We start from the raw sequence: 26,162 nt of genomic DNA, 5'->3' as shown, positions 1-26,162 counted from the left end.
ACGTCGACCGCCCGCAGCCGGGCGGGGCGCGACTCACCCATCGCCGACCACCCGCCCGTCCCGCACGTCGACCCGGCGCGGCAGGCCGGCCGCGACTTCCCGGTCGTGCGTGATGATCACGACCGTCGTCCCGTCCTCGTTGAGGGAGCGCAACAACGCCAGCACCTCGCCGCCGGACAGCGAGTCCAGGTTCCCGGTCGGCTCGTCCGCCAGCAGCAGCGCGGGACGGCCCACGACGGCCCGCGCGACGGCCACCCGCTGCCGCTCGCCGCCGGACAGCTCGTGCGGCCGGTGGGCGAGCCGGTGGCCGAGGCCGACCAGCTCCAGCGTCCCGGCCGCCCGGCGACGGCGCTCGGCGAGCGGCACGCCGCGGTAGAGCAGGCCGTCCGCCACATTGTCCACAGTGGACACACCGGCGGCGAGGTGGAACTGCTGGAACACGAACCCGACCACGCCGGCGCGCAGCGCGGACAGCCGCCGGTCGGACAGCGACCCCACGTCGTGGCCGGCCACGTGGACCGAGCCGGTGGTGGGCCGGTCCAGCGTGCCGATGAGGTTGAGCATGGTCGACTTGCCCGAGCCGGACGGCCCCACGATGCCGACCAGCTCGCCGGGCCCGATGGTCAGCGACACGTCCCGCAGCGCCGGCACGCCCTGGTACTCGCGGGACACCGCACGCAACTCCACCACGCTCACCGGGGCACCCCGACCTCGACGCCCTCGGCGATGCCCTCGCCGCCGACCTCGATCTTGCCGTCGGCGAACAGGCCCGTCTCCACCGGCACCTGCCGGATGGCGCCGGACTCCACCACCTGCACGCCGTACCTGCCCTCCCCCAACGACACCAGCGCGCCCACCGGCACGGCCAGCACGTCGTCCTTGCGGCCGGCCACCAGCACCACGTCGACCGGTGCGGAGTCCAGGTTGCCCAAGGCCGCCTGGTCGCCGACCGAGATGACGACGTCGACCGTGGTCTTCGGGGTGGCGCCCGGCTGGGCCGGTTCGGCGGTCGCCACGGCGCCCACCGATTCGACCTTGCCCGGCACGGGTTTCCCGTCCGGGAGCGCCACCGTCGCCGGCACGCCCGGAGCGACCAGGTGCTGCTTGCCCACGTCCAGCGGGACCGTGACCACCTTGGTCGTCCCGGTGTACGTGAGCACGGGGCCGCCCGCCTTGCCACCCGGCCGCGCCGCCAGCTCGGCCACCCGGATGTCGCCCGGCGCGACGACCACGTCGGCCGCCTGCACGGCGCCCGTCGCCGGCACGCCCAGCGCCTCCTGCCACGCGCGGACAGCGGTCGCCGTGCCGGCGGTGAACGACGTGTCGACGGTGAAACCGGTGTAGCCCAACGCTCCCAGGTTTTCCTCCAGTTGTCGGACATCCGCGCCGCTCACCCCCGACGACAGGGTCCGGTACGCCGGGATCGCGCCGAGCAGCAGCGGCACGGGCCGGTCGTCCACCCGGTAGACCGGCTGCCCGCGGCCGACGACCGCACCCCGCGCGGGCAGCCACGTCACGGTGCCGGCCGCGCCGGGCGGCGTCGGCGTCGCCGGGCCGTGATCCAACGTGCCGGTGACGCGTTCCGTGCTGGTCAGGGTCGTCGACGTCACCTTCGCCGTGGCCGGGGGCAGGTTCGCCGCCGTGGCCGGCGCCGGCGTGCCGCCGCCGAAGCCGACCGCCGCCACGCCGCCCGCCCCGAGCGCGACCAGCGCGCCCGCGCTCCACAGGACCCGTCCGCGCCGGTTCACCTGACCAGCTCCGGGAGCTTGTCCTCGCACGCCTCCACCGCGGCCTGGAACGCCGGGCTCGACCGGTCGACCTGCCCCATCCCGCCGAGCTTCCCGCCGCTCGGGTCGGGGTCGGGCAGGTCGACGCCGTTCTCCCGCATGCACTTCGCGAACTCCCGCAGGCGGTCCATCTCCTGTGGGTCCAAATTGGACAGATCACCGCCGCCGGGCAGGAACTGCTTGCACGCGTCCATCGCGCCCTTGAACGCGGGGCTGCCGCGGTCGGCGCCGGCCAGCGCGCCCAGCTTGCCGTCGTCCGGGCCGGGGTCGGGCATGTCGACACCGTTGTCACGCATGCACCGGGCGAACTCCACCCCCGGACTCTCCGCAGTGCTCGTGGGCGGCGCGGATGTCGCCCCGCCGGACCCGCACGCACCGAGCAGCAGCGCCAGCGCCACCGCCAGGACTCCTCGTTCCATGTCCCCTCCTCGCCGATCGACAACGGAGGACAGTCGAGCAGGGTCGGGATAACCCGCGCGTAACCAGCAGGTTGCTTATGCGGACGTTATGCACCGGTGGCGGAGTATGGCGGCATGCGGATCCTGGTGGTGGAGGACGAGGAGGTGCTGGCGGGCGCGATCGTGGAGTGGCTGCGCCGCGAGGCGTTCGCCGTCGACGTCGCGCACGACGGCGAGGGCGCGCTGGAACGCTTGGCGGCCAACGACTACGACGTGCTGGTGCTCGACCGGGACATCCCTTACGTGCACGGGGACGAGGTGTGCCGCACGGTGGTGGAGCGGGGCGACACGCGGGTGCTGATGCTCACCGCCGCCGCTGCCGTGCGCGACCGGGTGGAGGGGCTGGCCCTGGGCGCGGACGACTACCTGCCCAAGCCGTTCGCGTTCGTGGAGCTGTCCGCGCGGGTGCACGCGCTGCTGCGCCGGTCGCGGCCGGCCGCGCCGCCGGTGCTGCGCCGGGCGGGCATCGACGTCGACCCGGCCCGGCGTGCGGCGGCCCGCGACGGCACGCCGGTCCCGCTGGCCAACAAGGAGTTCGGGGTGCTGGCCGAGCTGGTCCGGGCGGACGGCGCGGTGGTGTCCGCCGAGGCGCTGCTGGAGAAGGTGTGGGACGAGCACATCGACCCGTTCACCAACGTGCTCCGGGTGACCGTGATGAAGCTGCGCCGCAAGCTCGGCGAGCCGCCGGTGATCGAGACCGTGCCCGGTGTGGGATACCGGATCCCGTGATCGGCCGGTGGAGCGTCCGCGGCCGGCTGACGGCGTGGTACGGGGGCATGTTCGCGCTCGCGGGCGCCGTGCTGCTCGGCCTCACCTACGTGCTGGTGCGGCAGAGCCTGGAGGGCGGCGGCACCCAGTTCGTGCCCGACCTGGCCGCGCTGCGCAAGCTCGGCACGCAGTCGGCCGAAGAGCTGCTCGAAGCGTTCCGCCAGGCCAAGGCGCGCTACCGGGACGAGGTGCTGGACTCGCTGCTGACGAGGGGCGCGCTGGCGCTGGTGTGCGTCGGCCTGATCGCGGTGGCGGTGGGCTGGCTGGTGGCCCGCCGCGCGCTGGACCCGGTGCACCGGATCACCGAGACGGCCCGCCGCATCGCCGCCGGGCAGGGGCTGCACGAGCGGATTCCACGCGACGAGGCGGCCCGGGACGAGGTGGCGGAACTGGCAGCCACCTTCAACGCCATGCTGGACCGGCTGGACAGGTCGTTCGACGGTCAGCGCCGGTTCGTCGCGGACGCCTCGCACGAGATGCGCACACCGCTGGCGGTCAAACGCGCCCTGATCGAGGTATCGATCACCCGACCGGGTGCATCCGCCGACGCGCGGCGGCTGGGCGCGGAGCTGCTGGAGGTCAACGCCCGGCACGAACGGCTCATCGAGGGGCTGCTCGCCCTCGCCGACGCGGAGACCGAGGTGGTCGAGCGCAGCCCGGCCGACCTCGCGGAGATCGCCCGGCACGTGCTCCGGCAGTCCGGCGCCGGCGCCGTGGACGTCGAGGTCCTGCGGGACCTCGAACCGGCCACGGTCGCCGGCGACCCGGTGCTGCTGGAACGGCTGGTGCGCAACCTCGTCGACAACGCCGTCAGGCACAACCACGCGGGCGGCTGGCTGAAGGTGGCGTCGCGGGACGGCGTGCTGGTGGTGGCCAACACCGGTCCGGAGATCCAGCCCTACGAGGTGGAAGGGCTGTTCCGCCCGTTCCGCAGGCTCGACCGGACGCGGACCACCACCGGTGAGCGCGGACTCGGGCTCGGACTGTCCATTGTGCGCGCCATAACCGCCGCCCACGGGGGCACGGTGACCGCGTCTCCGCGGGCGGGCGGCGGGTTGGAGGTGGTGGTCAGGTTTGGCGGAGTGCCGTGAGGAAGGCGCGGAATGGACGGTCTGCGAACGTGAGTCGGGGGCCGGGACGCTTGCTGTCACGCACAACGGTGGCCGCGCGGCCGACTGCCAGCTCCACGCAGTTGTTGCCCGCGCCTGAATACGAGCTTCTACGCCACGTCTTCGTCGTGTTCATGTTTCCTTCAGTGCGGTTGCCAGTTTTCTGATCAGCGAAGCCGACTCCTTGGGCGACAGAGCGACTCCGCCTGCCATGTCCTCGAAGTGAAGCAGGTACTTCTCCACATCGGCGGGATTGTCCACCCACTTGCCTCCACCGGCGTACTCCAGGTACACGGAGGAGGGATCGCCGGCGTCGAACCGGAGGGCGGTGGCGCCGCCGCCGGACATGGTTCCGTAGGCGCCCGCGCCGAACGGGATCACCTGGATGGTGATGTTGGTCTGCCTGGCCATCTCCAGCAGGTGCGACAACTGGGCGAGCATCACCTCCGGTCCACCCACGACCCGGTGCAGCGCGGCTTCGTCGATCACCGCGTGCAGCCGCAGACCGGGCAGCCGGCGCTGCCTGCTCGCCAGCGCCGCGACCGCCTGGTCCACCGGCACTGACGGGTCCAGGAAACGCTGGCCCGCCAAGCGCACGGCGGAGGCGTACGCGGCGGTCTGGAGCAGACCGGGGATCACGATCATCTCGATGGTGCGCACTTCCGTCGCGTCCGCCTCCTGGCGCGCGTAGGTGCGCGCCTCGGGCGTGTACGCGGCGGCGTTGGCCAACCTGGTGCTGTCCTGTTTCGCGTCCTCCCACAGGGCTTCCGCCTCGCGCCGCTCGGCGTCCGTCGCGCCGTAGAGCCCGAGCAACGCGCCCAACTCGGTCCAACTGGGACTGATGTAGCCGTTCTCCATCCGGGACAGCGTCGACTGGGTCTTGCGGGTGAGCGCGTGGTAGTCGATCTCGGTCTTGCCCGCGCGCTTGCGCAGCGCGTTGAGGAACTGCCCGAGCTTGCGCTTGCGTCGGGTTTGGACGGCTGCCATTCGGATCGCTCCTCGCTGAAAAGAACTGCGAACACCCTAGTCGGCGCGCACGCCGATTTCAGTTCACTCGTTCGAGCGCTTATAAGGTGCATACGCACCCCATTAACATGAGCCCTGTCGGTGGGGCTGCGCGGTCGCGGGCCGGGCACTCGCGACACACGCCACGCAGCACAGCCCCACCGGCCCGACACACACGCTTACCACCTGCGCCCCGGCTACAGTCGGCCGCATGTACATCTCGCAGGTCCGGCTGCGGAACATCAAGGGTTTCCACGGCGCCCGGGAAGTGGACCTGAAGCTCACCGCGCCGGGCTGGACGGTGATCGCGGGGCGCAACGGCTCCGGCAAGACGTCCCTGCTGCACGCGATCGCGCTGGCGCTCGGCGGCCCGGCGGTGGCCCGCAACCTTGTGCCGGACTTCGAGAACTGGGTGACCGCCGGCCAGCGCGAGGCCGTGGCCCAGGTCCGGTTCACCCAGGACGAGCACGCCGAGCGGTGGTCGGGCAAGGGCCGGCGGCCGTCCGGCGAGCTGTGGGCGGGCCTGGTCTGGACGATGCCCGAGGAGGACCGGCCCGGCTACCGCGGGCTGCGCGGCCTCCAGCCGTCGCTGAAGGAGAAGCTGGAGGGCAGCAAGACCGCCGCCACCCGCGGGCCGTGGCAGGACAACCCCGCCGGCTGGTTCTGCGCCGCCTACGGGCCGTTCCGGCGGATGGTCGGCGGCACGCCGGACGCCCAGCGGCTGATGTCGAACTCCGGGCCGGTGTCCCGGCTCGCGACCCTGTTCCACGAGGACGCCTCGCTGGCGGAGGGCGTCGGCTGGCTGATCGAGCAGCACCTGCGGTCGCTGGAGCGCAGGCACGGCGCGGAGGAGCTGAAGGCGGTCGCGCTGGCCATCCTGTCCGACGGCCTGCTGCCGGACGACTACCGCATCGAGGGCGTGGACTCCGACGGCCTGTGGGTGGACAGCGGCGGCCACCGGTTCCCGCTGCGGGAGATGAGCGACGGCTACCGGACCGTCGCGGCCCTGGTGGTCGACCTGATCAAGCAGATCTACGAGTCGTACGGGGTGCTGCGGACCGAGCCGACGCCCAGCGGCCTCGCGCTCACCGCACCCGGCGTGGTGATCATCGACGAGGTGGACGCGCACCTGCACGTGTCGTGGCAGAAGCGGATCGGCGGGTGGCTCAAGGAGCACTTCCCGAACGTCCAGTTCATCGTCACGACGCACAGCCCGTACCTGTGCCAGGCGGCCGACCCGGGCGGGCTGATCCGGCTGCCGGGTCCGGACCAGTTCGAGCCGCCGAGGGTCGTGGACCAGGGGCTGTACGAGCGGATCGTGTACGGCAGCGGCGACGACGCCGTGCTGTCCGAGTTGTTCGGGCTGGACACGCCCTACTCGGAGCGGGCGGAGAAGCTGCGCGCGGAACTGGTGGCGCTGGAGGTCGCGGTGATCGGCGGGACGGCCGGCGACCGGGCCGTGCGCCGGTACGAGCAGTTGAAGCGGATGCTGACCAGCTCACCCGTGGCGCGGGCACGGGAAGTGCTGGCCCGGATGGAGCGCGAGCGGGACGGCGCATGATCCGGATCGCCCGGACCCCGCTGCCCGCCGAGGTCGCGGCCCGGCTGCCCCCGCTGACCGACGAGATCGCCGCCGCGCCGGACCGCGTGAAGGCCGCGCGGGCGGCGTGGAAGCGGGCGGCGGTGCGGCGGTCCGTGCACGCCCCGCTGCGGCGGCTGCTGGAGGAGATGGCCCCCGGCTACCAGCGGTGCATGTACTGCGGTGACAGCCAGGGCACCGACATCGACCACTACGAGCCGCTGTCCCGCAACCCGTTGCGCACGTTCGACTGGCTCAACCACCTGCTGGCGTGCTCGACCTGCAACAGCAACCTGAAGCGGGACCGGTTCCCGCTGGCGGAGGACGGCACGCCACTGCTGGTCGACCCGACCACCGAGGACCCGTTCGCGCACCTGCTGCTCACCCTGGCGCTGGGCACGTACGTGGCGCTGACGCCCAAGGGCCAGGCGACCATCGACGTGTGCGGGCTCAACCGGCCGGTGCTGACGCAGGGCCGCGAGCAGGCGCGCCGCGTGGTGGTGATGAGCCTGCTCAAGTGGACGGCGGGGCGGGCGCGGGGCGCGGCGGACGAGATGCGCGACGCCGTCCTGACCGTTCAAGGCCAGCCGTTCGCGGACGTGTGCCAGTCGATGCTGCGGCTGGCGCTGTCGCCGGGCGCGGCACGCGTGCTGGACGAACCGGTGCTCGCCGTGCTGCGGGACGGGGAGTTACGGGCCCAGTTGCTGGCCTGACAGCGGCCGGCTCATCCAGGTCGACGCCTCCTCCTCGAACCCGTGCCGCCGGTAGAAGCGGCGGGCGGCGTCGTTCGGGGCCTCGGTCTCCAGGAACATCTTCATCGCCCCGGCCTCCCGGCAGGCCGTGACGAGCGCATCGAGGACCCTGCCGCCCACGCCGCCGCCCCGGTTGCGCACGAAGAACTCGTCCAGCAACGCGTCCCGCCCGCCGGACTCCAGCGAGTAGCCCCAGGTCACCACGGCGTAGCCGGTGTCGAACAGCCACACCTGCCCGTGCCGGTCGTCGGCGAGCAGCGGGCCGAGCGCGGCGGTCACCCGTGCCTCGTCGTAGTCGTGCCCGTCGACCGCGTAGAACTCCCGCACCAAAGGCAGGATCGTCGGAAGGTCCGATGTGGAGGCCCGGCGGATCGTCACGCACGCAGCGCACACCGATTTGTTTCACGACGCAACTTGTGACGTCCACAGTGGTCCGCTTGAGGGATGCCCGATCACCGAAAAGGTCACGAAACGCGCTGGTAGAGGTCAGCTCTGGGCTAACAGGGTGATATTTGAGGCGAAAATGTCGTACCTCGGGTCCATCATGACCCCCATGGCAGACGCAATCGTGGCCGAGGGACTGGTCAAACGCTATGGGTCGGTCGTCGCCCTCGACGGCCTCGACCTCGTGGTGCCGGAGGGCACCATCATGGGCTTGCTCGGTCCCAACGGCGCGGGCAAGACGACGACGGTCCGCGTGCTCACCACCCTGTTGGAGCACGACGAGGGCAAGGCGACCGTCACCGGGCTGGACGTCGTGGCCGACGCCAAGGAGCTGCGCCGCCGGATCGGGCTGTCCGGCCAGTACGCGGCGGTCGACGAGAACCTGACCGGGTTCGAGAACCTGGACATGGTCGGCCGGCTCTACCACCTGGGGAAGCAGCGCAGCCGGGAACGCGCGCGCGAGCTGCTGGAGCGGTTCGACCTGGTCGACGCGGCCGACCGGCCGGTGAAGGGCTACTCCGGCGGCATGCGGCGGCGGCTCGACCTGGCGGGCGCGCTGGTGGCCAAGCCGAAGGTGCTGTTCCTGGACGAGCCGACCACGGGCCTGGACCCGCGCAGCCGGCTGGGCATGTGGGACGTGATCGAGGAACTCGTGGCCGGCGGCACCACGCTGCTGCTCACCACGCAGTACCTGGAGGAGGCCGACCGCCTGGCGGACAAGGTCGCGGTCATCGACCACGGCCGCGTCATCGCGCTCGGCACGGCGGACGAGCTGAAGGCGCAGGTCGGCGGCGAGCGGCTGGAGCTGTCCGTGTCCTCGGCGCAGGACGTGGCGAAGGCGCGCGAGGTGCTCGGCTCGCTGGCGATCGGCGAGATCGTGGTGGACGAGCGCGGCCACCGGCTGACCGTGCCGGTGTCCGGTGGCTCCGCGGTGCTGGTCGACGGCATCCGCCGACTGGACGCGGAAGCGATCAAGGTGCTCGACGTCGGCCTGCGCAGGCCGACGCTGGACGACGTGTTCCTCACGCTGACCGGACACGCGGCCGAGGAGAAGCAGGAGGAGCAGGGGGAATGAGCACCATCGTGCAGGCTCTGGGTGACGGCGCGGTCGTCGCCAAGCGCAACCTGATCAAGATCAAGCGCGTGCCGGACCTGTTGGTCTTCTCGACGCTGTCGCCGATCATGTTCGTGCTGCTGTTCGCGTACGTGTTCGGCGGGTCGATCGCGATCCCCGGCATGGACTACCGCGAGTTCCTGATGGCGGGCATCTTCGCGCAGACCGTGGTGTTCGGCGCGACCATCACCGGCAGCGGGCTGGCGGAGGACATCCAGAAGGGCGTCATCGACCGCTTCCGGTCGCTGCCGATGGCGCGGTCGGCCGTGCTGATCGGTCGGACGACGTCCGACCTGGCGAACAACGTCATCGTCATCATCGTGATGTCGCTGACCGGCCTGCTCGTCGGCTGGCGCATCCACTCGTCGTTCTTCGAGGCGCTGGCGGGCTTCGCGCTGCTGCTGCTGTTCGCCTACGCGCTGTCGTGGGGCATGGCGATCGTGGGCCTCATGGTGCGCAGCCCGGAGGTGTTCAACAACGCCAGCTTCATCGTGATCTTCCCGCTGACGTTCATCGCGAACACCTTCGTGCAGGAGAGCAGGCTGCCCGGCGTGCTGAAGACGTTCGCCGAGTGGAACCCCGTCTCGGCGGTCACCCAGGCGGCGCGGGAACTGTTCGGGAACACGAACCCGCTCTCCCCGCCGCCGGACGTCTGGTCCCTCCAGCACCCGGTGCTGATGACCCTCATCTGGGTCGCCATCTTCCTGGCGGTCTTCGTGCCGCTGGCGACCCGGCAGTACCGCAAGGCGGTCAGCCGCTAGCACCGCGCGGGGCCGGGCAGCACACCCCTGCCCGGCCCCGCGCCGAGTCCCGAAACCGGCCCCGCGCCAAGACCCGAAACCGGCCCGGCGCCGAACTCCGAAACCGGCCCGCGCCAAGGCCTGAAACCCGGATCGCGCGCCGAACACCGCAGGCTTAGCCTTCGGACCATGACCGCTACCACGATCTCCGGCGCACGCGTCGACATCCGCCTGTGGGCCGATCCGGCCGAGGTCGAGGAGCAGGCCCTGCGGCAGTTGCGCAACATCGCCTCCCTCCCGTGGGCCGTCAAGCACGTGGCCGTGATGCCGGACGTGCACTACGGCCTGGGCGCGACCGTCGGCTCGGTCATCGCGCTCAAGGACGCGGTCTCTCCGGCGGCGGTGGGCGTGGACATCGGCTGCGGCATGACCGCCGTGAAGACCTCGCTGACGGCGGACGACCTGCCGGCGAGCCTGCACCCGCTGCGCACCGCGCTGGAGGCGGCCGTCCCGGTCGGTTTCGCGATGCACAAGGAGCCGGTCGTCGCGCCCGACGCGTTCTGGGACGACTTCGACCGCCTCAAGCCGACCGTGCAACGGGACAAGGCGCTGCGGCAGGTCGGCACCCTGGGCGGTGGCAACCACTTCCTGGAGATCTGCCTGGACACCGACGACCGGGTTTGGGTGATGCTGCACTCGGGCTCGCGGGGCATCGGCAACCAGCTCGCGCAGCACCACATCTCGATCGCGCGGACGTTGGCGCACAACGCCGAGCTGCCCGACCCGGACCTCGCGGTGTTCCTCGCCGGCACGCCGGAGATGGCCGCCTACCGGCACGACCTCTACTGGGCGCAGGAGTACGCCCGGCGGAACCGGGCGGCCATGACCGAGCTGGTCGCCGGCGTGCTGAAGCGGCACTTCCCGCACGTCACGTTCGACGAGCCGATCAGCGCCCACCACAACTACGTGTCGGAGGAGCACCACTTCGGCGAGGACGTCCTGGTGACGCGCAAGGGCGCGATTCGGGCGCGGAGGGGTGAGCTGGGGATCATCCCAGGTTCGATGGGCACCGGCTCGTACATCGTGCGGGGCTTGGGGAATCCGGACTCGTTCGAGTCCGCGTCGCACGGCGCGGGACGGCGGATGTCGCGGACGAAGGCCCGCAAGACGTTCACGGCGGACGACCTCGCGGCGCAGACGGCGGGCGTCGAGTGCCGCAAGGACGTCGGGGTGGTGGACGAGATTCCGGGCGCCTACAAGGATCTCGACACGGTCATCGCGCGGCAGAGCGACCTCGTGGAGGTCGTGACGCGGCTCAAGCAGGTGGTGTGCGTCAAGGGCTAGGGGAGGTTTGTCCCTGCCTGACAACGGAAACCCGGTGGACATCCGAGCCTAGGAGGCAAGATGTCCACCGGCACCATCATCGGCGTCATCGTCGTCGTGCTGGTCGTCGTGGCGGCGATCGCCGTGCTGTCGCGATTCATGTTGCAGCGCAAGAGGTTGCAATCGAAGTTCGGCCCGGAGTACGAGCGGGCGCTGGAGCGCAACGACAATCGGATGGCGGCGGAGCGTGAGCTGGTCGATCGCGAGCGTCAGCACGCCAAGCTCGAACTGCGCCCGCTGACCCCGGTGACGCGCGAGAGCTACGCGCGGAACTGGACGCGTATCCAGGAGCAGTTCGTCGACGCGCCGACCACCGCCGTCACCCAGGCGGACCGCCTGGTCACCGACCTGATGGCGGAACGCGGTTACCCCACCGAGGGGTACGAGCGGCAGGCTTCGCTGCTCTCCGTGGAGCACGCGAACACGCTCGACCACTACCGCGAGGCGCACACCATCTCCGAGCGCCAGGAGCGCGGCGAGGCGTCCACCGAGGACCTGCGCACCGCGATGGTCCACTACCGGACGCTGTTCGAGGACCTGCTGGACAACAGCGCCGCGGACCACGGCGCCGACGGCCGCCGGGACCGCACGGAAGGAGCGCGGTGATGACCGAACGGCTCACCACGGAGGACTTCGTGCCACCGGAGAAGCGGCAGACCGACCAGTCCGGCTACGACGAACAGCCTTACGACCGAGAGCCGCGGGACAACGAACCGTTCGCCGAGGAACCGACCGCGCACCAGCAGACCGTCGACGAACTCGGCGTGCACGAACCGGAAACCGGCGACGTTCCGGCCGAACAGCCCGCGGCCGAACAGCCGCGGTCCGCGGACGAGCCCTTGTTCACCGCCGACGAAGCCGACGGCTACCAGGGCGAGTGGCGGGCCCTCCAAGCCGACTTCGTCGACGACCCGCGGGACGCGGTGCAGCGCGCGGACGAGTTGGTCGCCCAGGTGATCCAGAGTCTGGCGACCACGTTCGCCGAGCACAAGCGTTCGCTGGAGGGGCAGTGGCAGCAGGGCGGGCAGGCCGACACCGAGGAGCTGAGGCTGGCGCTGCGGCGCTACCGCTCGTTCTTCGACCGGCTGCTGTCGGTGTAGGAGACAGGGAAACACGGGAGAGCACCCCGTGGTGCGTCCGGCGACCCGGGTGCACCACGGGTGATTTCCGCGCTCAGCCGGGAAGTTCCCGGATCTCCATCTCCAGGACGTCGATCTCGTCGCTGATCGCCTCGTCCAGCATCCGGTCCAGCAGCCCGGAGCAGTCCTGCGCGCCGACCCCGAACCGGGGCACCTGCTCCCACCACACGGCGGGGTTGTTCCAGAACGATCCCGACCCCTGGTCCACCCCCGCCAGGCAGCGCAGCCGGAGGTCGTCCTCCGGCAACTGCCGCACGTAGTCGATGAACTCCGCGAGCGCGACGGGATTGCAGACCGGCACGGCGCCGTAGCCGCGCAGACAGTCCTCGAGTTCCGCCAGGAACTCCTCTTTGAACGTCACGGCACACCCCCCGCTTCCCCCGCGCCGTTGCGGGTGAGGAGGACTCACTTCCCAAGCACCAACGGTACTACCGCCAGGGCAGGCAGGAACGCCTGCCAATGGGCGGATCACCGCAACGCTTCGCTAACGTTCGGCAGCCTTCAGCCGAACCGACCCCAGCGCCACCAGACCCGCCAGGGTGATCCCCAGCAGCAGCACGGTGGACGCGGACGCGGCGAACACCTGGCCCCGGTCGGTCAGCGCGAACACGCTCACCGGCAACGTCCGCCAGTCCGGCGGGTACAGCATGATCGTCGCGCCGACTTCGCCCATGGACAGCGCCAGTCCCAGTGACGCGGACGCGGACATCGCGGGCAGCAGCACGGGCACCCGCACGCGCCACAGCACGTGCAGGGCCGACGCGCCCAGGCTCTCCGCGACCGCCGCCAACAGCGGGTCGACCCGGCGCTGGGCCGCCGACACCACGCTGAACGTGAACGGCAGCAGGATCACCAGGTGCGCCACCAGCACGATCCACCGCGTCCCGTTGAGCAGCAACGGGGGTCGGCTGAACGCCACCAGCAGCCCCAGCCCCACCACCACGGACGGCACGGCCAACGGCAGGTGCGCCGCGGCGTCCAGGATTCGCCGCACCGGACCGGGAGCGCGCTCCGAGCCCAACGCCAGCCACGTCCCCAGCACCACCGCCGCCAACGCCGCGATCACCGCCGTCTGAGCGCTCACCACGGCACTGGCGACCGCGTCCCCGCGCACCGCCGAGGCCAGGTGCGTCCCGGTCAGCTCCGACGGCAGCACCCCGTTCCACGACCCGGCCACCGAAGCCAGCACGATCATCGCCAACGGCGCGACGACCACGACCGTGAACAGCACCGCGAACAACGCGATGACGACCGCGCGACTACGCCGCGTCCACAGCAGCACGGCCCGCTCCCTTCGCGAACACCCACCGGTGCATTGCGTACAGCACACCGGAGAACACCACGTTCACCACGGCCACCACGCAGGCCGCGGGGTAGTCGAACGTCACGATCGCCTTGGTGTAGACCAGCATCGGCAACGTGATGACGTCCTTCGCCCCGACGAACAGCACGATGCCGAACTCGTTCATGCACAGCAGCAGAGTCAGGCAGGCCCCGGACGCCAAGGCGGGCAAGGCGTCCGGCAGCACGACCTGTCGCAGCACCCGCCACGGCGACGCGCCCAGGCTCGCCGCCACGTCCAACTGCGCCCCCGGGATCTGGCTGAACGCCGCCAACGCGGGCCGCATCACGAACGGCGTGTAGAAGGTGATCTCCGCGAGCAGCACGCCCCACGGCGAATAGAGGAAGTCCACCGACCCGTTGCCGAGAGCGGCGTTCAACACCCCGGCACTGCCGTACAGGAACGTGAACGCCAGGGCGATCAGGAACGACGGGAACGCCAGCACCACGTCCACCAGCCGCGAGATGGCCCGCACCCCCGGAAACGGCGCGAACGCGATCACCAGGGCCAGGAAGACGCCCAGCACCAGGCACCCCGCGGTCGCCGCGACCGCCAGCAGCGCCGTCCGCCCCAACGCCCGCTGGAACTCCGCGGACGCCAGCACCGCCTGCCAGTTCGCCGGCCCGACCACACCGTCGTCGGTGACGAACGACTGGTGCAGCACCAGGGCGAGCGGATAACCGAAGAACACCACGAGCACCGCGACCGGCGGCAACAGCCAGGCCAACCGCCGCATCACGCCACCCGGACCAGCGGACAACCGTCCGGGATGGACACCTCGACCCGCGAGCCGACGGACAGCCCGTCCACCGCGGGCACCTCCGCCCGCAGCCGGTGCCCCAGCTCCAATTCCAGGTCGAGCCGGTACCCGGTGCCCCGCCACTGCACGGCCACCAGCCGCGCCGCCAGCCCGGTCCCGGAGTACTCCCGCACCCCCACCCGGTGCGGCCGGACGCCGAGCGCCAGGGCCTCACCCGGCGGCAGCCCGGTGGACGACGCGGCCAGCCGCAACCCGCCCAGCAGCACCGTCTCCGCGTCCACCACCTCCACCGGCAGCAGGTTCGACGCGCCCAGGAACGACGCGGTGAACGACTCCGCCGGCCGGTGGTAGAGCGACGGGGTGGGCCCCACCTCCACCAGCCGGGCGTCCCGCAGCACGGCGATCCGGTCCGCCAGTGCCAACGCCTCGCCCTGGTCGTGCGTCACGTAGACGATCGCGGTGTCGGGCAGCTCCGACCGCAGCCGGAGCAGTTCCGCCACCATCTCCTCGCGCAGCGCCGCGTCCAGCGCCGACAGCGGCTCGTCCAGCAGCAGCACGGGCGGCCGGATCGCCAGCGCCCGCGCGATCGCCACCCGCTGCTGCTGGCCGCCGGAAAGCTGGCGCGGGTACCGGTCGCGGAACCCGGCCATCCCGACCAGCGACAGCACCTCGTCCACCCGTTCGGCGGCGAGCCGGCGCGGCATCCGCCGGGCGCGCAGCCCGAACGCCACGTTGTCGGACACCTTCATGTGCGGGAACAACGCGTAGCTCTGCACCACCACCCCGAGGCCGCGCCGGTTCGGCGGCAGGTCCGTCACGTCCCGCCCGCCCAGCAGCACCCGGCCGGCCGTGGGCCGGAGGAACCCGGCCACGGCCTTCAGCGCGGTCGACTTGCCCGAGCCGGACGGGCCGAGCAGCGCCAGGGTCTCCCCCGGCGCCACCGCCAGGTCCAGCCCGTGCAGCGCGACGGTCCGTCCGAAGTGGACGGTCACGGCACGCAGCTCGACGGCCGACGTCATCGCCCGACCGCCTTGGTGTACGCGGCGATGTCGGCGTCCAGCGTCGCGACCACGGCCGACCAGTCCGGCTGCCACACCTCGACACCGCGCAGCAGCTCGGAGATCCGCCCCTCCGCGGGCACGTCCGACCGGGTGGCCTGCCCCGACGCGTCCGCGGCGATCGTCTTCTGCACGTCGGAGGACAGCAGGAAGTCCAGGAACTTCCGGCCGTTCTCCGAGTGCGGCGCGCCGGCGGCCAGCCCGGCGAAGTACGGGATGGCGAACGTCGAGCGCACGCCCTCGTCGTCGGCGGGGAAGAACACCTCGAACTCGGACTTGTCGTCCCGGATCGAGGCGAGGTTCATCTGGAGGTCGCCGTTGGCCACCAGGATCTCGCCCTTGGACACCTTCGGCTGGAGCTTGCCGGTGGACGAGGACGGGCCGACGTTGTTGGCCTCCAGCTTGGCCAGGTAGTCCAGCGCGCCCTGGTCGCCGTAGACGTGCTTGAGCTGCAACAGGACCGCCGTGCCGTCCCCGGCCTGGCCGGGCGTGGAGTACTGGAGCTTGCCCTTGAAGCGCGGGTCGAGCAGGTCCTGCCACGACGTGGGCGCGGGCGTCGTGAGCTCGGGGTTGTAGATGAAGTTCAGGTAGTTGTTGACGATCGGGGTGTACTGGCCGGTGCGGTCGGCGACCTTGTCCGCGTCGGCGGGCGTGTAGTCGGCCAGCAGCCCGGCGTTGGCGGCGCGCTGGATGAACGGCGGCAGCGTCACCAGCACGTCGGCCTGCGGGTTGGCCTTCTCCCGCTCGGCACGGGTGACCACCTCGCCGGAGCCGCTCTCCACCAGCCGCACGGTGATGCCGGTCCTGGCCCGGAACTCCTCGGCGCGCTTGCCGTACCAGTTCGCGAGGCCGTCGACGGTGTAGACGGTGACGGTCTGGTCGCCGTCGGCGCTGCCGCCCGCCGTCCCGCCGCACGCGGCGGTGAGCAGCAGCAACCCGACAGCGAGAACCTTGCGCAGCATGTCGTCAGAACCCTTCGAGGACGGCGGGGAGGTCGAGGACCGAGTCGAGGACGTGCGTCGCACCCGCCGCGGCCAGCTCGGCGCGCGAGCCCGCGCCGGTCAGCACGCCCGCGACGACGCGGGCGCCCGAGCGCAGGCCGGACAGGACGTCGGAAGGTGTGTCGCCGACGACCGCGACCTCGCGGACGTCGGCCAGGCCGAGCCCGAGCACGGCGGCGAGCACCATGTCCGGGTACGGCCTGCCCCGTCCGGCTTCGGCCGGGGTGGTCGTGAAGTCCGCCAGGTCGGTCCAGCCGAGGGCGGACAGGATGACGTGCTGGGTGGTGCGGGAGAACCCGGTGCTGAAGGCGACCTTCACGCCCCTCGTGCGAAGGTCCGCGATCACGTCGGCCGCGCCGGGCACGGGCGTGCAGTGACCCTCGGCGACCAGCGCGGCGTAGGCCTCTTCGAACGCCGTGTTGGCCCGCTGCGCCGCCGTCTCGTCGTGCAGCAGCTCCCGGAACACCACGATCTTGGACTGCCCCATGGTGGCGCGGACGTGGTCCACCATCGCGGGCGTCGCGCCCGGCAGCGCCTGCCGGAACGCCCGTTCCACCAGCCCGTCGTCCAGCACGGTCGTGCCGGCCATGTCGAGCACCGCCAGGGAGATCACAGGCCCACCTCGTCGGCCGTGTCGGACGCGATGGCGGGCGAGCACGTCATGCCGCGCCCGCCGGGCCCGGTCACCAGCCACACCCCCGGCTCGACCTGCGAGCGGTGCACGACCCGCGTGGTGTCCCGGCACTGCGCGTAGACACCGGCCCAGCGGCGGGCGACCCGCGGCAGCGGCCGGCCGAGAATCCGCTCGGCGACCCGCGCCAGGTGCTCGTACGGCGCGTCCGCGGTGTCGAACGGGAACGGCTCGTCGTAGCCGTGCGTGTCGCCGATGGTCAGCCCGCCGTCGAGCCGCTGGACCACCAGTAGCTGCATGGCGTGTTCACGGGCCACCGCAAGCTGCGGCTGCTCGCGGTTCAACGCGTCCAGCGCCGCGCCCCGGTACGCCGGGTAGTAGCGCAGGCTGTCGCCGTCCGCGACGGACGTGGTCAGCGGCTCGTCCAACGGCTCGGTCTGCATCATCTGCAGCCGCACCCGGCGCACCGGCACGTCGCCGGTCAGCTCGCGGACCAGCCCGCCGAGCGACGCGCCGGTGCACAGGACCACCACGTCGCCCCGGTGCTCGACGCCCTGGTCGTCCACCACCCGCCCGGAGCCCGCCGAACGCGCCTCGCGTCCGGGCAGCCACGTGTACCGACCGGTCGCCTCCAGGAAGGCCCGCAGCGCCGGCTGAGCCGTCCGAGGCTCGACGGCCGCGTCCAGCGTGCACCACAGCGCACCCAGCAGGTCGCCACGCACCGCCGGGTTCACCGCGCGCGCCTCGGCCGCGTCGAGCAGCTTCAGGCCACGCCCGGCGGCGTCCGCGCGGGCCACCGCCTCCTCGGCTACCGCCAGCTCCAGCGGCGTCCACAGCACGGTCAGCGAGCCGTTGGCCCGGAACCCGAGCGACGGCGCCCGCTCCCCGATCCGCTCCCACAGCTCGCGGGCGCGCAGGGCGGCGTCCAGTTCCGCGCCCGCCGCGCGCCCGCCGACCCAGACCAGGCCGAAGTTGCGCACCGAGGCTCCTCGGGCCTCGGGTTCCCGTTCCAACTGGACCACTTCGTGGCCGCGTTCCACGGCCTGCCAGGCGTGCATGGTCCCGAGCACGCCACCACCGACTATGAGCACTCGCACGCCGCGAACGGTGCGTGGCCGGGACGAACCGGCCATGTCCCCTCAGCGACACGAAGGTGAACTTGAGATGTGGACTAGATGGGTTACCGTACCGTTATGAAGTGTCACCTGGAGCGACACGGTGTTAGGCCGGAGGGCGGAAGCTAGACGTCCGCACGGAGGCGTGCGACGAAGCTGAACCGGTCGCCCCGGAACAGCGACCGCACCCGCTCGATGGGCGTGCCGTCGTTGTCGAACGACACCCGGTGCAGCAGCAGCATCGGCAGCGCGGGGTTCGTGCCGATCAGCAACGCCTCGCGCGGCGTCGCCAGCACCGTCTCCACCCGCTCCTCGGCCTCGTGGAACTCCACGCCCAGTTGGTCGGTCAGGCACCCGTAGAGCGAGGTGGTCGGGTCGAACACGTCCAGCAACGTCGGGAAGCGCGCCTCGGCGAGGTAGGTCGACTCCAGCCCCACCCGCTCGTCGTCCGCCAGCAGCACGCGCTCCAGGTGGATCATCCGGTCCCCGCGCGTCACCCGCAGGTCGCGCGCCAGCACCTCGTCGGCCGGCAGGTGCTCGACGGTGATCACGCTGCGCGCCGGGTCGACGCCCTGCCGCCGCATGCCCTCCGTGTAGCTCACCAGCGACAGCGGCTGCACCAGCTTCGGCGGCGCGACGTAGGTGCCGCTGCCCTGCCGGCGCTGGAGCTTGCCCTCCAGCACCAGCTCACCCACCGCCTGCCGCAGGGTCACGCGGGACACCGAGTACCGCTCGGCGAGTTCCCGCTCGGACGGCAGCGCCGCGCCCTCCCCCAGCGCCTCGACGAGCCACAGCAGCTCGGTCTTCACCGCGTAGTAGCGCGGTATCCGGCCGTGCTCGGGGATACCGGCGCGGACCGGTCCGTCCGCGCGGTACTGGGGGACGAAATGCGAAGCTGGCACCCGACGAGCCTACGACCTCGAACGCGCCGGTCAGACCGCTATCGGGGTGGGTCGCGCCTCACGGGACGATCTTGGGCGGTTCGGGGATCACGTAGCCCGACTGGCCGACGTTCGACTCCAGCGACTTGCGCCACTCGCCGGAGTCGATCATCTTCTGAACGGCGGCGGTCACCTTCGCCTTGCCGGCCGCGTCGCCGCGCCGCATCCCGATGCCGTACTCCTCCTTGCTGAACGGCTTCCCGACCACCTTCAGCAGCTCCGGGTTCTGCGCCGCGTAGCCCGCGAGGATCACGTCGTCGGTCGTCATCGCGTCCACTTGCTCGGCAAGCAGGGCGGTGACGCAGTCGCTGAAGTTCGGGTAATTCACCAGTTGCACGGCTTGGGCGAACTGGTCCTTGACGTACTGCGCCGAGGTCGTGTTCTCCACCGAGCACAGCTTGACGCCGGCGGTCAGCGACTCCGGGCCGGTGATCTCCGTGTCGGTGAGCCTGACCAGCAGGTCCTGGCCCGCCACGAAGTACGGCCCGACGAAGTCGATCACCTCCTTGCGCTTGTCGGTGATCGAGTACGTGGAGACGACCAGGTCCGCCTTGCCCTCGGTGAGCAGCTTCTCCCGCTGGGACGGCGTGGCCTCCACGAACGAGACGTCGTCCGCGCCCAGCTCCTTGGCCACGTACCGCGCCACGTCGACGTCGAAGCCCTTGAACACGCCGTCCAGCCGCCGCACGCCCAGGCCGGGCTGGTCGTAGCCCACGGCGATGACCAGCTTGTTGGCGCTCGCCTTCCCGAGGACGGTCGTGTCGTCACCCGAGGAGCACGAGGCAAGGACCAGCGCGGCGGAGCACGCCGCAACGAGGGCGCGCAGCGATGCCAGTGCCATTCTTCCCCTTTTCGGGTCCTCGTAGATGTCGGGAACCTAAGCGGCAACAGTGTTTCCGTCCATAGCCAAGGGGAAGATAGGGCAACCGGAATCGATTAAGAATGACGGTTTCGCATCGACGCGGGCACACGGCTAACGCAGTGCGCTCAGCGGGGTGCGCCGGGTGAGCGTAGCCGGCGCGGCCCGGTGTCGTGTCTGGACGGTGGCGGCCCGAGGGTGACCCTGGCGCTGCTGACGTACGCGCCCGCCGCGCTGGCGAGCACCGGTTCCAGCGCCAGTTCCCGGACTTCGGGCAGGTCCTCGGCGAGCGCGGCCAGCCGCAGCACCAGGTCTTCCAGCGCCTGCAGGTCGGCGGACTCCCCGCCGCGGTAGCCGGCCAGCAGCGGAGCGGCCTTCGGCGCGCGCACCAACGCCTTCGCGTCCGTCTCGGTGAGCGGGACGGCGCGGTACGCCCGGTCGCCGAGCAGGTCACTGACCACTCCGGACAGACCGAACGAGACCAGCGTGCCGAACGACGGATCGTCCTGAAGTCCTACCACGCACGAGATTCCCTTGGGCGCCATGCGCTGCACGTACACATCGGCCCGTTCGGACATTCCGGCCAACATCCCGTAGGCCGTTCGGACGGCGTCGTCGCCCGTGAGGTCCAACCGCACCCCTACCAGATCGGTGCGGTGGCGCAGCCGTTCATCGGTGGCCTTCATCGCCACCGGGTAGCCCAACTCCGACGCGGCGGCCACGGCCTCGTCCGCCGACGAGACCACGCGGAACGGCACGAGTTCCACGCCGTAGCACGCCAACAGGCGCACCGCGGTGTCGTCGTCCACGTGCTGCTCGCCGGTCTCGTCCAGCCGCAGCGACTCGACCAGCTCCTGCGCGGCGGGCGCGTCGATCCCTTCCGGCCGCACGAAACGCCCCTGCGGCGCGGACCGCCACCGTGCGTAACGGGTCGCTCGCGCCAACGCGAGCACCGCCCGTTCCGGACTCGGATACGACGGCACGGAGCCACGTCCCGGCGCGCCACCCGGCCCCGGCACGGCGAGTTCGTCCGGCACGCCTTCCACCGCCAGGAACGTGGACACGATCGGCTTCGTCCCGGCCACGTCCCGCAACGCCCGCGCGAACGCCGCACCCGGCACGGCCAGCGGCGGCACGAACACCACCACGAGCGCGTCGGTGTCGGGGTTGCGCAATGCGTCCTGCACCGCCTTGGCGAACGCCTCCGGCCCGGCCTGCGCGCCCACGTCCACCGGATCGCCCGCGAGTTCCAGGCCCTGCGCCAAGGCCGTGTCGGCGGCCAGCAGGCCGATCGCGGTCGAGTTGCCCACCACCGCGACCCGCGGCCCGGCCGGCAGCGGTTGGTGCGCGAGGAGCAGCGCCGTGTCGAATAGCTGCGCCAGCGACTCCACCCGGATCACGCCCGCCTGCTCGAACAACGCCTGCACGCTCGACTCGTCCACCGGCACCGAGGTGGCCGCGAGCGCCGGCGTGACCGCGTGCCGCCCGGACTTCACCGCGACGATCGGCTTGGTGCGGCCCAGTCTCCGGGCGAGGCGGGCGAACTTGCGCGGGTTGCCGAAGGACTCCAGGTACAGCAGGACGACGTCCGTCGCCGGATCGGTCTCCCAGTACTGCAACAGGTCGTTGCCGGACACGTCCGCCCGGTTGCCCGCCGAGACGAACGTCGACAGCCCCAGGCCGCGGGACGCCGCGGCGGCCAGGATCGCGGTGCCCAGCGCGCCGGACTGGCAGAAGAAGCCGGTGCGGCCACGGGCCGGGAGCTTCGGCGCGAGGGTCGCGTTGAGGCGGACGGAGGAGTCGGTGTTCAGCACGCCCAGCGCGTTCGGGCCGACCACCCGCATGCCGTGCGCCCGTGCTTCGGCGGCCAGCCGGCGTTCCGCGCTCAGCCCGCCCGGCCCGGTCTCGCCGAACCCGGACGTCACCACCACCAGCGCCTTCACGCCCTTGGCCAGGCAGGCGTCCATCACCTCGTCCACGCTCGCCGCGGGCACCGCGACCACGGCGAGGTCCACGTCGTCCGGGATCTCCAGCACCGACGGGTAGGCCCGCACCCCGCGCACCGACCGGTGCTCGGCGTTCACCGGGTACACCGGCCCGTGGAAGTCGCCCGCCAGCAGGTTCGCCAGCACCGCGTGGCCGATCTTGGTGTGGTCGGTCGACGCGCCGATCACCGCGATCGACTTGGGGTGCAGCAGGTTGTGCACGCTGCGCGCCTCGGCCGCCTGCTCGCGGGCGCGGGCCACCGCCACCGACTCCTCGGTCGGGTCGATGTCGAACTCCAGGTGCAGCACGCCTTCCTCGAACGCCCGGCTCACCGAGTAGCCCGCGTCCCGGAAGACCCGCACCATCTTGCCGTTCTCCGCGAGCACCTCGGCGGTGAACCGGCTCAGCCCGCGCTCGCGGGCCGCCGCCGCCAGGTGCTCCAGCAGGATCGAGCCCAGGCCGCGCCCCTGGTGCGCGTCCTCCACGACGAACGCCACCTCGGCCGACCCGCCGCCGGCCAGCCGGTCGTAGCGGCCGACCGCCACGATGTCGTCGCCGAGCAGCGCGGTGAACGCCACCCGGTCGGCGTGGTCGACGGTGGTGAAGCGTTCGACGTCCCGCCGGGGCATCCGGGGGTACGGCCCGAAGTAGCGGAAGTACCGGGTGCGCTCGGACAGCCGTCCGTGGAACGCGAGCAGCTTCTCCGCGTCGTCCGGGGTGATCGGGCGCAAGTGGACGGTGCCGCCGTCGCTGAGCACGACGTCGGCCTCCCAGTGCCGGGGGTAGTCGTAGGGGTCCACCGCTAGTCCCTCGGGTCGTCGGGGTCCAGACCGTGCAGGGGGAACACCGCGCGCCGCGTGTCCCGCACGGCCACGTCCAGCGGCGTCCGCGCGTCACCGCCCCACGGCTCGAACGCCACGTCGGCGTCGTCGGACATGGTCGACGGCAGCGGCCAGTCCGGCGCGCGGCCGGACGCGTGCGCCACCCAGTCGGCGGGCAGCCGGGTGGCGGGATCGACGTCCCGGTCCAGCACGGTCGCCAGCAGGTGCGTCCAGGACCGGGGCACCACGCGCAGCAGCTCGTACCCGCCGCCGCCCAGCGCGAGCCACCGGCCGTCGGTGATCTCCTCGGCCAGCGACCGCAGCGTCCGGTAGATCTCGCGGTGCCCGTCCACGGTCAGCGCCAGATCGGCCAGCGGGTCCTCGCGGTGGGTGTCCACACCGCACTGGGTGACCAGGATCTGCGGCCGGAACGCCCGCAGCAGCGACGGCACCACGGCGTGGAACGCCCGCAGCCACTCGGGGTCGCGCGTGCCCGGCGGCAGGGCGACGTTCACCGCCGTGCCCTCCGCGCCCCGACCGCCCAGTTCGGACGGACGCCCGGTGCCCGGCCACAGGCTCAGCGGACTCTGGTGCAGCGACACGGTGAGCACGCGGGGGTCGTCGTAGAACGCGTCCTGCACGCCGTCGCCGTGGTGCACGTCGGAGTCGATGTAGGCGATCCGGTCGAACCCGTTGTCCAACAGCCACGAGATCGCCACCGAGCAGTCGTTGTAGACGCAGAACCCGGCCGCGTGGTCCCGCATGGCGTGGTGCAGACCACCCGCGATGCTCACCGCCCGCCGCGCCGCACCGGACGCGATCTGCCTGGCGGCGGCCAGCGAACCGCCCACGACCAGCGCGGACGCCTCGTGCATCCGCTCGAACACCGGGTTGTCGGCGGTGCCCAGCCCGTGCCCGACGTCCCAGCCGGCCATCGGCGCGGCCTGCACGGCGGACAGGTAGGACGGCTCGTGGACCCGTTCGATCTCGGCGTCCGACGCGGGTTCCGGCACGACCAGCTCCACGCCGTCCAGCACACCCAACGCGCTCGCCAACCGGATCGTGAGGTCCAGCCGGACGGGGTTGAGCGGGTGGTCCCCACCCAGGTCGTACCCGAGGAAGGACTCATCCCAGACAACCGCGGCCGTCCTGCCGGTTTCGACGCCCATGCCCGGCAACCTAACCCACCTCACACCGGGCGGTGTGATCACAGGTTGGTGGATGCGCGCATGACGCCGCCACGGCAGGTCTTAGAGTCTGCCGGGACGAGGCGGGCCAGGATTGCGGCCATCGAGGATGGAACCCCGCGCGTCGGAACGGGGTCTGACACACATGCACCTGCGACGAGCCTCCACCCTGACGGCCACGCTGGCGTTGGCCGCCACGCTCGCTCTCTCCGCGTGCGCGACGACGGTAGCCGGCTCGGCAGTGCCGGCAGCGGGCGGCGCGAGCAGCGGCAAAACCACCTCCGGCAAGCCCTCGTCGACCAGGTCGTCGACCAGCGGCAAGAAGGAAAGCTCGTCCGCCGGCACACCGACCTCCGGCACCAAGCCCGCCGGCACGGTGAAAATCGGCACGAAGAAGAAGACCTCCGGCTACGAGGACTGCGACATCCTCACCCCGGACGAGGTGGCCGCCGCCATCGGCGCGAAGAAGGCCGGCGAAAAGGGCTGCGTGCAGAGCACCGAGGAACCCCTCGCGGTAGTCCTGTTCATGGTCACCTTCGCCGAATACGAGGGCCAAGCCCGCGAAATCACCGTCGGCGGCAACACCGCTTACGAGGTCAAGGAGAACGGCGGGGACTGTTCCGTCCTGGTCATGCTGACCGACGACCCGGAGGAAATCACCCCGGCATTCCTGGCCAGCGTGACCCCGATCGATACCTTCGACCCTTGCGAGGTGGCCTTGAAGCTCGCCACGAAGGGCTTCGAAAAGATCCCCAACGCCTGACCAGCCGAGGCCTGCGCGCAAGCACACCGACTTGAAGCCTGCGCGAGCACACAAAGGGGCCTCGTGTTCTCCCCGTATGGCCTGCCCGCAGGGAACCGCGCTTGTCCAGGGAGCGCAAGCACGCTTTTCGCTTGCGCTCCCTGGACAAGGGTGGTTGTCTTTTGACCAGGCCATACGGGGAGAACACGACGCCTTGCCCTTCCTCCCCGGAGGCCTGCCAAGCGGCGAGCGTCGCTTTTGATCTTTAGACGAAAAGCTAAAAGAGTCCTCGCCGGACAGGCAGGCCGCCAAGGATGTACACAAAAGCAGGACTCGGGCGTCGCGCCATCCCCGCATAACCTGGTCAAAGACAACCACCCTTTTCCTGGGAATGCAAGCGAAAAGCGTGCTTGCATTCCCAGGAAAAGCGCGGTTCCCTGCGGGCAGGCCATACGGGGATGACACGCAGCCCACCGACCGGTGTGCGCGCTGCGCGCGCCAAGGGCAAGAGCGCGGAGCGCGCCACGGCTCAAGCGGCTGGTGGCTTTCGGGGTTATGGGGTTATGGGGTTGGGCCGGTCGCGATGTCTCGGGTCGGGTCGGTGCACCAGTGTGACCACGAGCCCGCGTAGAGTTCGGCCGGTTTATCTGCGGTGGTGATGCCGGCCACTTCCAGTGCAAGTACGACTGACGATGCCGTGACGCCCGAGCCGCAGTAAGCGCCTACCCGGGTGTCCTGTTGCACACCGAGTCCCTTGAACCGTTCGCCGAGCGCGGCCGGGTCGAGCCAGCGGCCCTTGTCGTCCACGTGTTCGGTGGACGGTGCGTTGAGGGCGCCTGGGATGTGGCCCGCGCGTGGGTCGATGGGTTCGGTTTCGCCTCGGTAGCGTTGGGCTGCCCGTGCGTCGAGCAGCACTCCGTCCTGGGCGAGTGTCGCGGCTTCCTCCGCGTCCACGACGGGCATCGTGCCCGGGGTGACGACGATGTTCCCCGGTTGTGGTCGTGTGACCTCGGTTGTGACCGGACGGCCCTCGGCGGACCATGCCGCGAATCCGCCGTCCAGCACTGCGACCTCGCGGTGGCCGGCCCACCTCAGCAGCCACCACAGCCGTGCCGCGACCGATCCGTCGCCTCCGTCGTAGGCCACGACCGGGTGACCTTCGGCTACGCCGGCGGAGCGCAGGACGCGTTGCAAGTCCTCCGTGGACGGCAGTGGATGACGGCCGCCGGCTCCTGGTGCTGATGACAGGTCGGTGTCCAGGTCGAGGTAGTGCGCGCTGGGGATGTGTCCGACCTCGTAGTCTTGACGTCCTGGAGGTCCGCCCAAGCGCCAGCGGACGTCCACCACGACCGGGGGAGTGGCGCCGGCCAGTGCGGTGGCCAGGGCTTCGGTGCTGATCAATGGATGCACGGCACCATCCTGCACCCGTTACCGGGCGACT

At 71.4% G+C, this 26,162-nt stretch carries 28 protein-coding genes; 10 read left to right on the top strand and 18 right to left on the bottom strand.

All coding sequences use genetic code 11. The features are described from left to right. Positions 1 to 33: 33 nt before the first annotated feature. The 3 genes from ACQPZF_RS09440 to ACQPZF_RS09430 are packed head-to-tail and all read right to left on the bottom strand — an operon-like array spanning position 34 to position 2,206. Entirely contained in the window at positions 34 to 696 is a 663-nt protein-coding gene (locus tag ACQPZF_RS09440) for an ABC transporter ATP-binding protein (RefSeq protein ID WP_433270326.1), read from the bottom strand. Continuing rightward, positions 693 to 1,748: a peptidoglycan-binding protein gene (locus ACQPZF_RS09435; protein ID WP_433270324.1), complete on the bottom strand. Its 1,056-nt coding sequence runs from the start codon at positions 1,746 to 1,748 to the stop codon at positions 693 to 695. Before ACQPZF_RS09435 ends, ACQPZF_RS09440 begins: the two co-directional genes overlap by 4 nt. Further along, positions 1,745 to 2,206 (bottom strand): hypothetical protein, encoded by a 462-nt coding sequence (locus ACQPZF_RS09430; protein ID WP_433270322.1) that lies wholly within the window; start codon positions 2,204 to 2,206, stop codon positions 1,745 to 1,747. Before ACQPZF_RS09430 ends, ACQPZF_RS09435 begins: the two co-directional genes overlap by 4 nt. Before the next feature lie 114 nt (positions 2,207 to 2,320). Here ACQPZF_RS09430 and ACQPZF_RS09425 point away from each other — a divergent pair, with 114 nt between their 5' ends. Then, positions 2,321 to 2,974: a response regulator transcription factor gene (locus ACQPZF_RS09425; RefSeq protein ID WP_433270320.1), complete on the top strand. Its 654-nt coding sequence runs from the start codon at positions 2,321 to 2,323 to the stop codon at positions 2,972 to 2,974. Further along, on the top strand, positions 2,971 to 4,104 hold the full coding sequence (locus ACQPZF_RS09420) for a sensor histidine kinase (protein WP_433270318.1): 1,134 nt from the start codon (positions 2,971 to 2,973) through the stop codon (positions 4,102 to 4,104). The genes ACQPZF_RS09425 and ACQPZF_RS09420 overlap by 4 nt, the downstream gene beginning before the upstream one ends. On the opposite strand, the gene ACQPZF_RS09415 is transcribed toward ACQPZF_RS09420, so the two are convergent. Beyond that, positions 4,082 to 4,258, bottom strand: a complete 177-nt coding sequence (locus ACQPZF_RS09415; protein ID WP_433270316.1) for a DUF397 domain-containing protein — start codon at positions 4,256 to 4,258, stop codon at positions 4,082 to 4,084. The two genes, ACQPZF_RS09420 and ACQPZF_RS09415, sit on opposite strands and share 23 nt — an antisense overlap. Further along, positions 4,255 to 5,109, bottom strand: a complete 855-nt coding sequence (locus tag ACQPZF_RS09410; RefSeq protein ID WP_433270314.1) for a helix-turn-helix domain-containing protein — start codon at positions 5,107 to 5,109, stop codon at positions 4,255 to 4,257. The genes ACQPZF_RS09415 and ACQPZF_RS09410 overlap by 4 nt, the downstream gene beginning before the upstream one ends. Before the next feature lie 229 nt (positions 5,110 to 5,338). Here ACQPZF_RS09410 and ACQPZF_RS09405 point away from each other — a divergent pair, with 229 nt between their 5' ends. Both ACQPZF_RS09405 and ACQPZF_RS09400 read left to right on the top strand, forming a co-directional pair. Then, entirely contained in the window at positions 5,339 to 6,688 is a 1,350-nt protein-coding gene (locus ACQPZF_RS09405; protein ID WP_433270312.1) for an AAA family ATPase, read from the top strand. Continuing rightward, positions 6,685 to 7,419 carry an HNH endonuclease gene (locus ACQPZF_RS09400; protein ID WP_433270310.1) on the top strand — a complete coding sequence of 245 codons (735 nt, stop codon included), beginning with the start codon at positions 6,685 to 6,687 and terminating at the stop codon, positions 7,417 to 7,419. The genes ACQPZF_RS09405 and ACQPZF_RS09400 overlap by 4 nt, the downstream gene beginning before the upstream one ends. Here ACQPZF_RS09400 and ACQPZF_RS09395 read toward each other — a convergent pair. Beyond that, entirely contained in the window at positions 7,396 to 7,785 is a 390-nt protein-coding gene (locus ACQPZF_RS09395; RefSeq protein WP_433270308.1) for a GNAT family N-acetyltransferase, read from the bottom strand. The genes ACQPZF_RS09400 and ACQPZF_RS09395 overlap by 24 nt on opposite strands. A gap of 226 nt (positions 7,786 to 8,011) precedes the next feature. Here ACQPZF_RS09395 and ACQPZF_RS09390 point away from each other — a divergent pair, with 226 nt between their 5' ends. The 5 genes from ACQPZF_RS09390 to ACQPZF_RS09370 all read left to right on the top strand — a co-directional run bounded on the left by ACQPZF_RS09390 (position 8,012) and on the right by ACQPZF_RS09370 (position 12,239). Further along, a complete protein-coding gene (locus ACQPZF_RS09390; RefSeq protein WP_433270306.1) occupies positions 8,012 to 8,977 on the top strand; it encodes an ATP-binding cassette domain-containing protein in 966 nt (321 codons plus the stop codon). Then, a complete protein-coding gene (locus ACQPZF_RS09385) occupies positions 8,974 to 9,777 on the top strand; it encodes an ABC transporter permease (protein ID WP_433270304.1) in 804 nt (267 codons plus the stop codon). The genes ACQPZF_RS09390 and ACQPZF_RS09385 overlap by 4 nt, the downstream gene beginning before the upstream one ends. 168 nt (positions 9,778 to 9,945) lie before the next feature. Beyond that, positions 9,946 to 11,100, top strand: a complete 1,155-nt coding sequence (locus ACQPZF_RS09380; protein WP_433270302.1) for an RtcB family protein — start codon at positions 9,946 to 9,948, stop codon at positions 11,098 to 11,100. A 60-nt stretch (positions 11,101 to 11,160) separates the two neighbouring features. Then, a complete protein-coding gene (locus ACQPZF_RS09375) occupies positions 11,161 to 11,745 on the top strand; it encodes a hypothetical protein (protein WP_433270300.1) in 585 nt (194 codons plus the stop codon). Next, positions 11,745 to 12,239, top strand: a complete 495-nt coding sequence (locus tag ACQPZF_RS09370) for a hypothetical protein (RefSeq protein ID WP_433270298.1) — start codon at positions 11,745 to 11,747, stop codon at positions 12,237 to 12,239. Before ACQPZF_RS09375 ends, ACQPZF_RS09370 begins: the two co-directional genes overlap by 1 nt. A 73-nt stretch (positions 12,240 to 12,312) precedes the next feature. Here the strand turns inward: ACQPZF_RS09370 and ACQPZF_RS09365 are convergent, their stop codons facing one another. From ACQPZF_RS09365 to ACQPZF_RS09315, 11 genes are all read right to left on the bottom strand, one after another. After that, positions 12,313 to 12,639: a hypothetical protein gene (locus ACQPZF_RS09365; protein WP_433270296.1), complete on the bottom strand. Its 327-nt coding sequence runs from the start codon at positions 12,637 to 12,639 to the stop codon at positions 12,313 to 12,315. A gap of 123 nt (positions 12,640 to 12,762) precedes the next feature. Continuing rightward, on the bottom strand, positions 12,763 to 13,560 hold the full coding sequence (locus ACQPZF_RS09360; protein WP_433270294.1) for an ABC transporter permease: 798 nt from the start codon (positions 13,558 to 13,560) through the stop codon (positions 12,763 to 12,765). After that, positions 13,538 to 14,356, bottom strand: coding sequence for a 2-aminoethylphosphonate ABC transporter permease subunit (locus ACQPZF_RS09355; RefSeq protein WP_433270293.1), 819 nt, complete (start codon positions 14,354 to 14,356; stop codon positions 13,538 to 13,540). Before ACQPZF_RS09355 ends, ACQPZF_RS09360 begins: the two co-directional genes overlap by 23 nt. Beyond that, complete coding sequence (locus ACQPZF_RS09350) at positions 14,356 to 15,399, bottom strand: ABC transporter ATP-binding protein (RefSeq protein ID WP_433270291.1); 1,044 nt, start codon at positions 15,397 to 15,399, stop codon at positions 14,356 to 14,358. The genes ACQPZF_RS09355 and ACQPZF_RS09350 overlap by 1 nt, the downstream gene beginning before the upstream one ends. Next, a complete protein-coding gene (locus ACQPZF_RS09345; RefSeq protein ID WP_433270289.1) occupies positions 15,396 to 16,400 on the bottom strand; it encodes a 2-aminoethylphosphonate ABC transporter substrate-binding protein in 1,005 nt (334 codons plus the stop codon). Before ACQPZF_RS09345 ends, ACQPZF_RS09350 begins: the two co-directional genes overlap by 4 nt. A 4-nt stretch (positions 16,401 to 16,404) precedes the next feature. After that, positions 16,405 to 17,052 (bottom strand): phosphonatase-like hydrolase, encoded by a 648-nt coding sequence (locus tag ACQPZF_RS09340; RefSeq protein WP_433270287.1) that lies wholly within the window; start codon positions 17,050 to 17,052, stop codon positions 16,405 to 16,407. Next, positions 17,049 to 18,167 carry a TIGR03364 family FAD-dependent oxidoreductase gene (locus ACQPZF_RS09335; protein ID WP_433270285.1) on the bottom strand — a complete coding sequence of 373 codons (1,119 nt, stop codon included), beginning with the start codon at positions 18,165 to 18,167 and terminating at the stop codon, positions 17,049 to 17,051. Before ACQPZF_RS09335 ends, ACQPZF_RS09340 begins: the two co-directional genes overlap by 4 nt. 143 nt (positions 18,168 to 18,310) lie before the next feature. Then, entirely contained in the window at positions 18,311 to 19,087 is a 777-nt protein-coding gene (locus ACQPZF_RS09330) for a GntR family transcriptional regulator (protein ID WP_433270283.1), read from the bottom strand. Positions 19,088 to 19,145: 58 nt separating this feature from the next. Next, a complete protein-coding gene (locus tag ACQPZF_RS09325) occupies positions 19,146 to 19,967 on the bottom strand; it encodes a glutamate ABC transporter substrate-binding protein (protein WP_433270282.1) in 822 nt (273 codons plus the stop codon). A gap of 146 nt (positions 19,968 to 20,113) precedes the next feature. Next, entirely contained in the window at positions 20,114 to 22,771 is a 2,658-nt protein-coding gene (locus ACQPZF_RS09320) for a GNAT family N-acetyltransferase (protein ID WP_433270280.1), read from the bottom strand. A 2-nt stretch (positions 22,772 to 22,773) separates the two neighbouring features. Beyond that, positions 22,774 to 23,961: an acetoin utilization protein AcuC gene (locus tag ACQPZF_RS09315; protein ID WP_433270278.1), complete on the bottom strand. Its 1,188-nt coding sequence runs from the start codon at positions 23,959 to 23,961 to the stop codon at positions 22,774 to 22,776. A 205-nt stretch (positions 23,962 to 24,166) separates the two neighbouring features. On the opposite strand from ACQPZF_RS09315, the gene ACQPZF_RS09310 reads away from it, so the two are divergent. Then, positions 24,167 to 24,742, top strand: a complete 576-nt coding sequence (locus ACQPZF_RS09310; protein ID WP_433270276.1) for a hypothetical protein — start codon at positions 24,167 to 24,169, stop codon at positions 24,740 to 24,742. A 540-nt stretch (positions 24,743 to 25,282) separates the two neighbouring features. Here the strand turns inward: ACQPZF_RS09310 and ACQPZF_RS09305 are convergent. Then, positions 25,283 to 26,131, bottom strand: coding sequence for a sulfurtransferase (locus ACQPZF_RS09305; protein WP_433270274.1), 849 nt, complete (start codon positions 26,129 to 26,131; stop codon positions 25,283 to 25,285). Positions 26,132 to 26,162 lie beyond the last annotated feature (31 nt).

This window comes from Actinosynnema sp. CS-041913 (assembly GCF_050942485.1).
GTDB lineage: Bacteria > Actinomycetota > Actinomycetes > Mycobacteriales > Pseudonocardiaceae > Actinosynnema.
The sequence above is the reverse complement of the archived record's forward strand: the minus strand, read 5'-3'. Positions and strand labels throughout refer to the sequence as shown.

What these genes read in the sequence shown, in the direction of transcription:
- ACQPZF_RS09430 (WP_433270322.1), bottom strand. Translation starts at nt 2,206, where the DNA reads ATGGAACGAGGAGTCCTGGCGGTGGCGCTGGCGCTGCTGCTCGGTGCG.
- ACQPZF_RS09425 (WP_433270320.1), top strand. Translation starts at nt 2,321, where the DNA reads ATGCGGATCCTGGTGGTGGAGGACGAGGAGGTGCTGGCGGGCGCGATC.
- ACQPZF_RS09415 (WP_433270316.1), bottom strand. Translation starts at nt 4,258, where the DNA reads ATGAACACGACGAAGACGTGGCGTAGAAGCTCGTATTCAGGCGCGGGC.
- ACQPZF_RS09410 (WP_433270314.1), bottom strand. Translation starts at nt 5,109, where the DNA reads ATGGCAGCCGTCCAAACCCGACGCAAGCGCAAGCTCGGGCAGTTCCTC.
- ACQPZF_RS09405 (WP_433270312.1), top strand. Translation starts at nt 5,339, where the DNA reads ATGTACATCTCGCAGGTCCGGCTGCGGAACATCAAGGGTTTCCACGGC.
- ACQPZF_RS09400 (WP_433270310.1), top strand. Translation starts at nt 6,685, where the DNA reads ATGATCCGGATCGCCCGGACCCCGCTGCCCGCCGAGGTCGCGGCCCGG.
- ACQPZF_RS09390 (WP_433270306.1), top strand. Translation starts at nt 8,012, where the DNA reads ATGGCAGACGCAATCGTGGCCGAGGGACTGGTCAAACGCTATGGGTCG.
- ACQPZF_RS09385 (WP_433270304.1), top strand. Translation starts at nt 8,974, where the DNA reads ATGAGCACCATCGTGCAGGCTCTGGGTGACGGCGCGGTCGTCGCCAAG.
- ACQPZF_RS09380 (WP_433270302.1), top strand. Translation starts at nt 9,946, where the DNA reads ATGACCGCTACCACGATCTCCGGCGCACGCGTCGACATCCGCCTGTGG.
- ACQPZF_RS09375 (WP_433270300.1), top strand. Translation starts at nt 11,161, where the DNA reads ATGTCCACCGGCACCATCATCGGCGTCATCGTCGTCGTGCTGGTCGTC.
- ACQPZF_RS09370 (WP_433270298.1), top strand. Translation starts at nt 11,745, where the DNA reads ATGACCGAACGGCTCACCACGGAGGACTTCGTGCCACCGGAGAAGCGG.
- ACQPZF_RS09355 (WP_433270293.1), bottom strand. Translation starts at nt 14,356, where the DNA reads ATGCGGCGGTTGGCCTGGCTGTTGCCGCCGGTCGCGGTGCTCGTGGTG.
- ACQPZF_RS09350 (WP_433270291.1), bottom strand. Translation starts at nt 15,399, where the DNA reads ATGACGTCGGCCGTCGAGCTGCGTGCCGTGACCGTCCACTTCGGACGG.
- ACQPZF_RS09345 (WP_433270289.1), bottom strand. Translation starts at nt 16,400, where the DNA reads ATGCTGCGCAAGGTTCTCGCTGTCGGGTTGCTGCTGCTCACCGCCGCG.
- ACQPZF_RS09325 (WP_433270282.1), bottom strand. Translation starts at nt 19,967, where the DNA reads ATGGCACTGGCATCGCTGCGCGCCCTCGTTGCGGCGTGCTCCGCCGCG.
- ACQPZF_RS09315 (WP_433270278.1), bottom strand. Translation starts at nt 23,961, where the DNA reads ATGGGCGTCGAAACCGGCAGGACGGCCGCGGTTGTCTGGGATGAGTCC.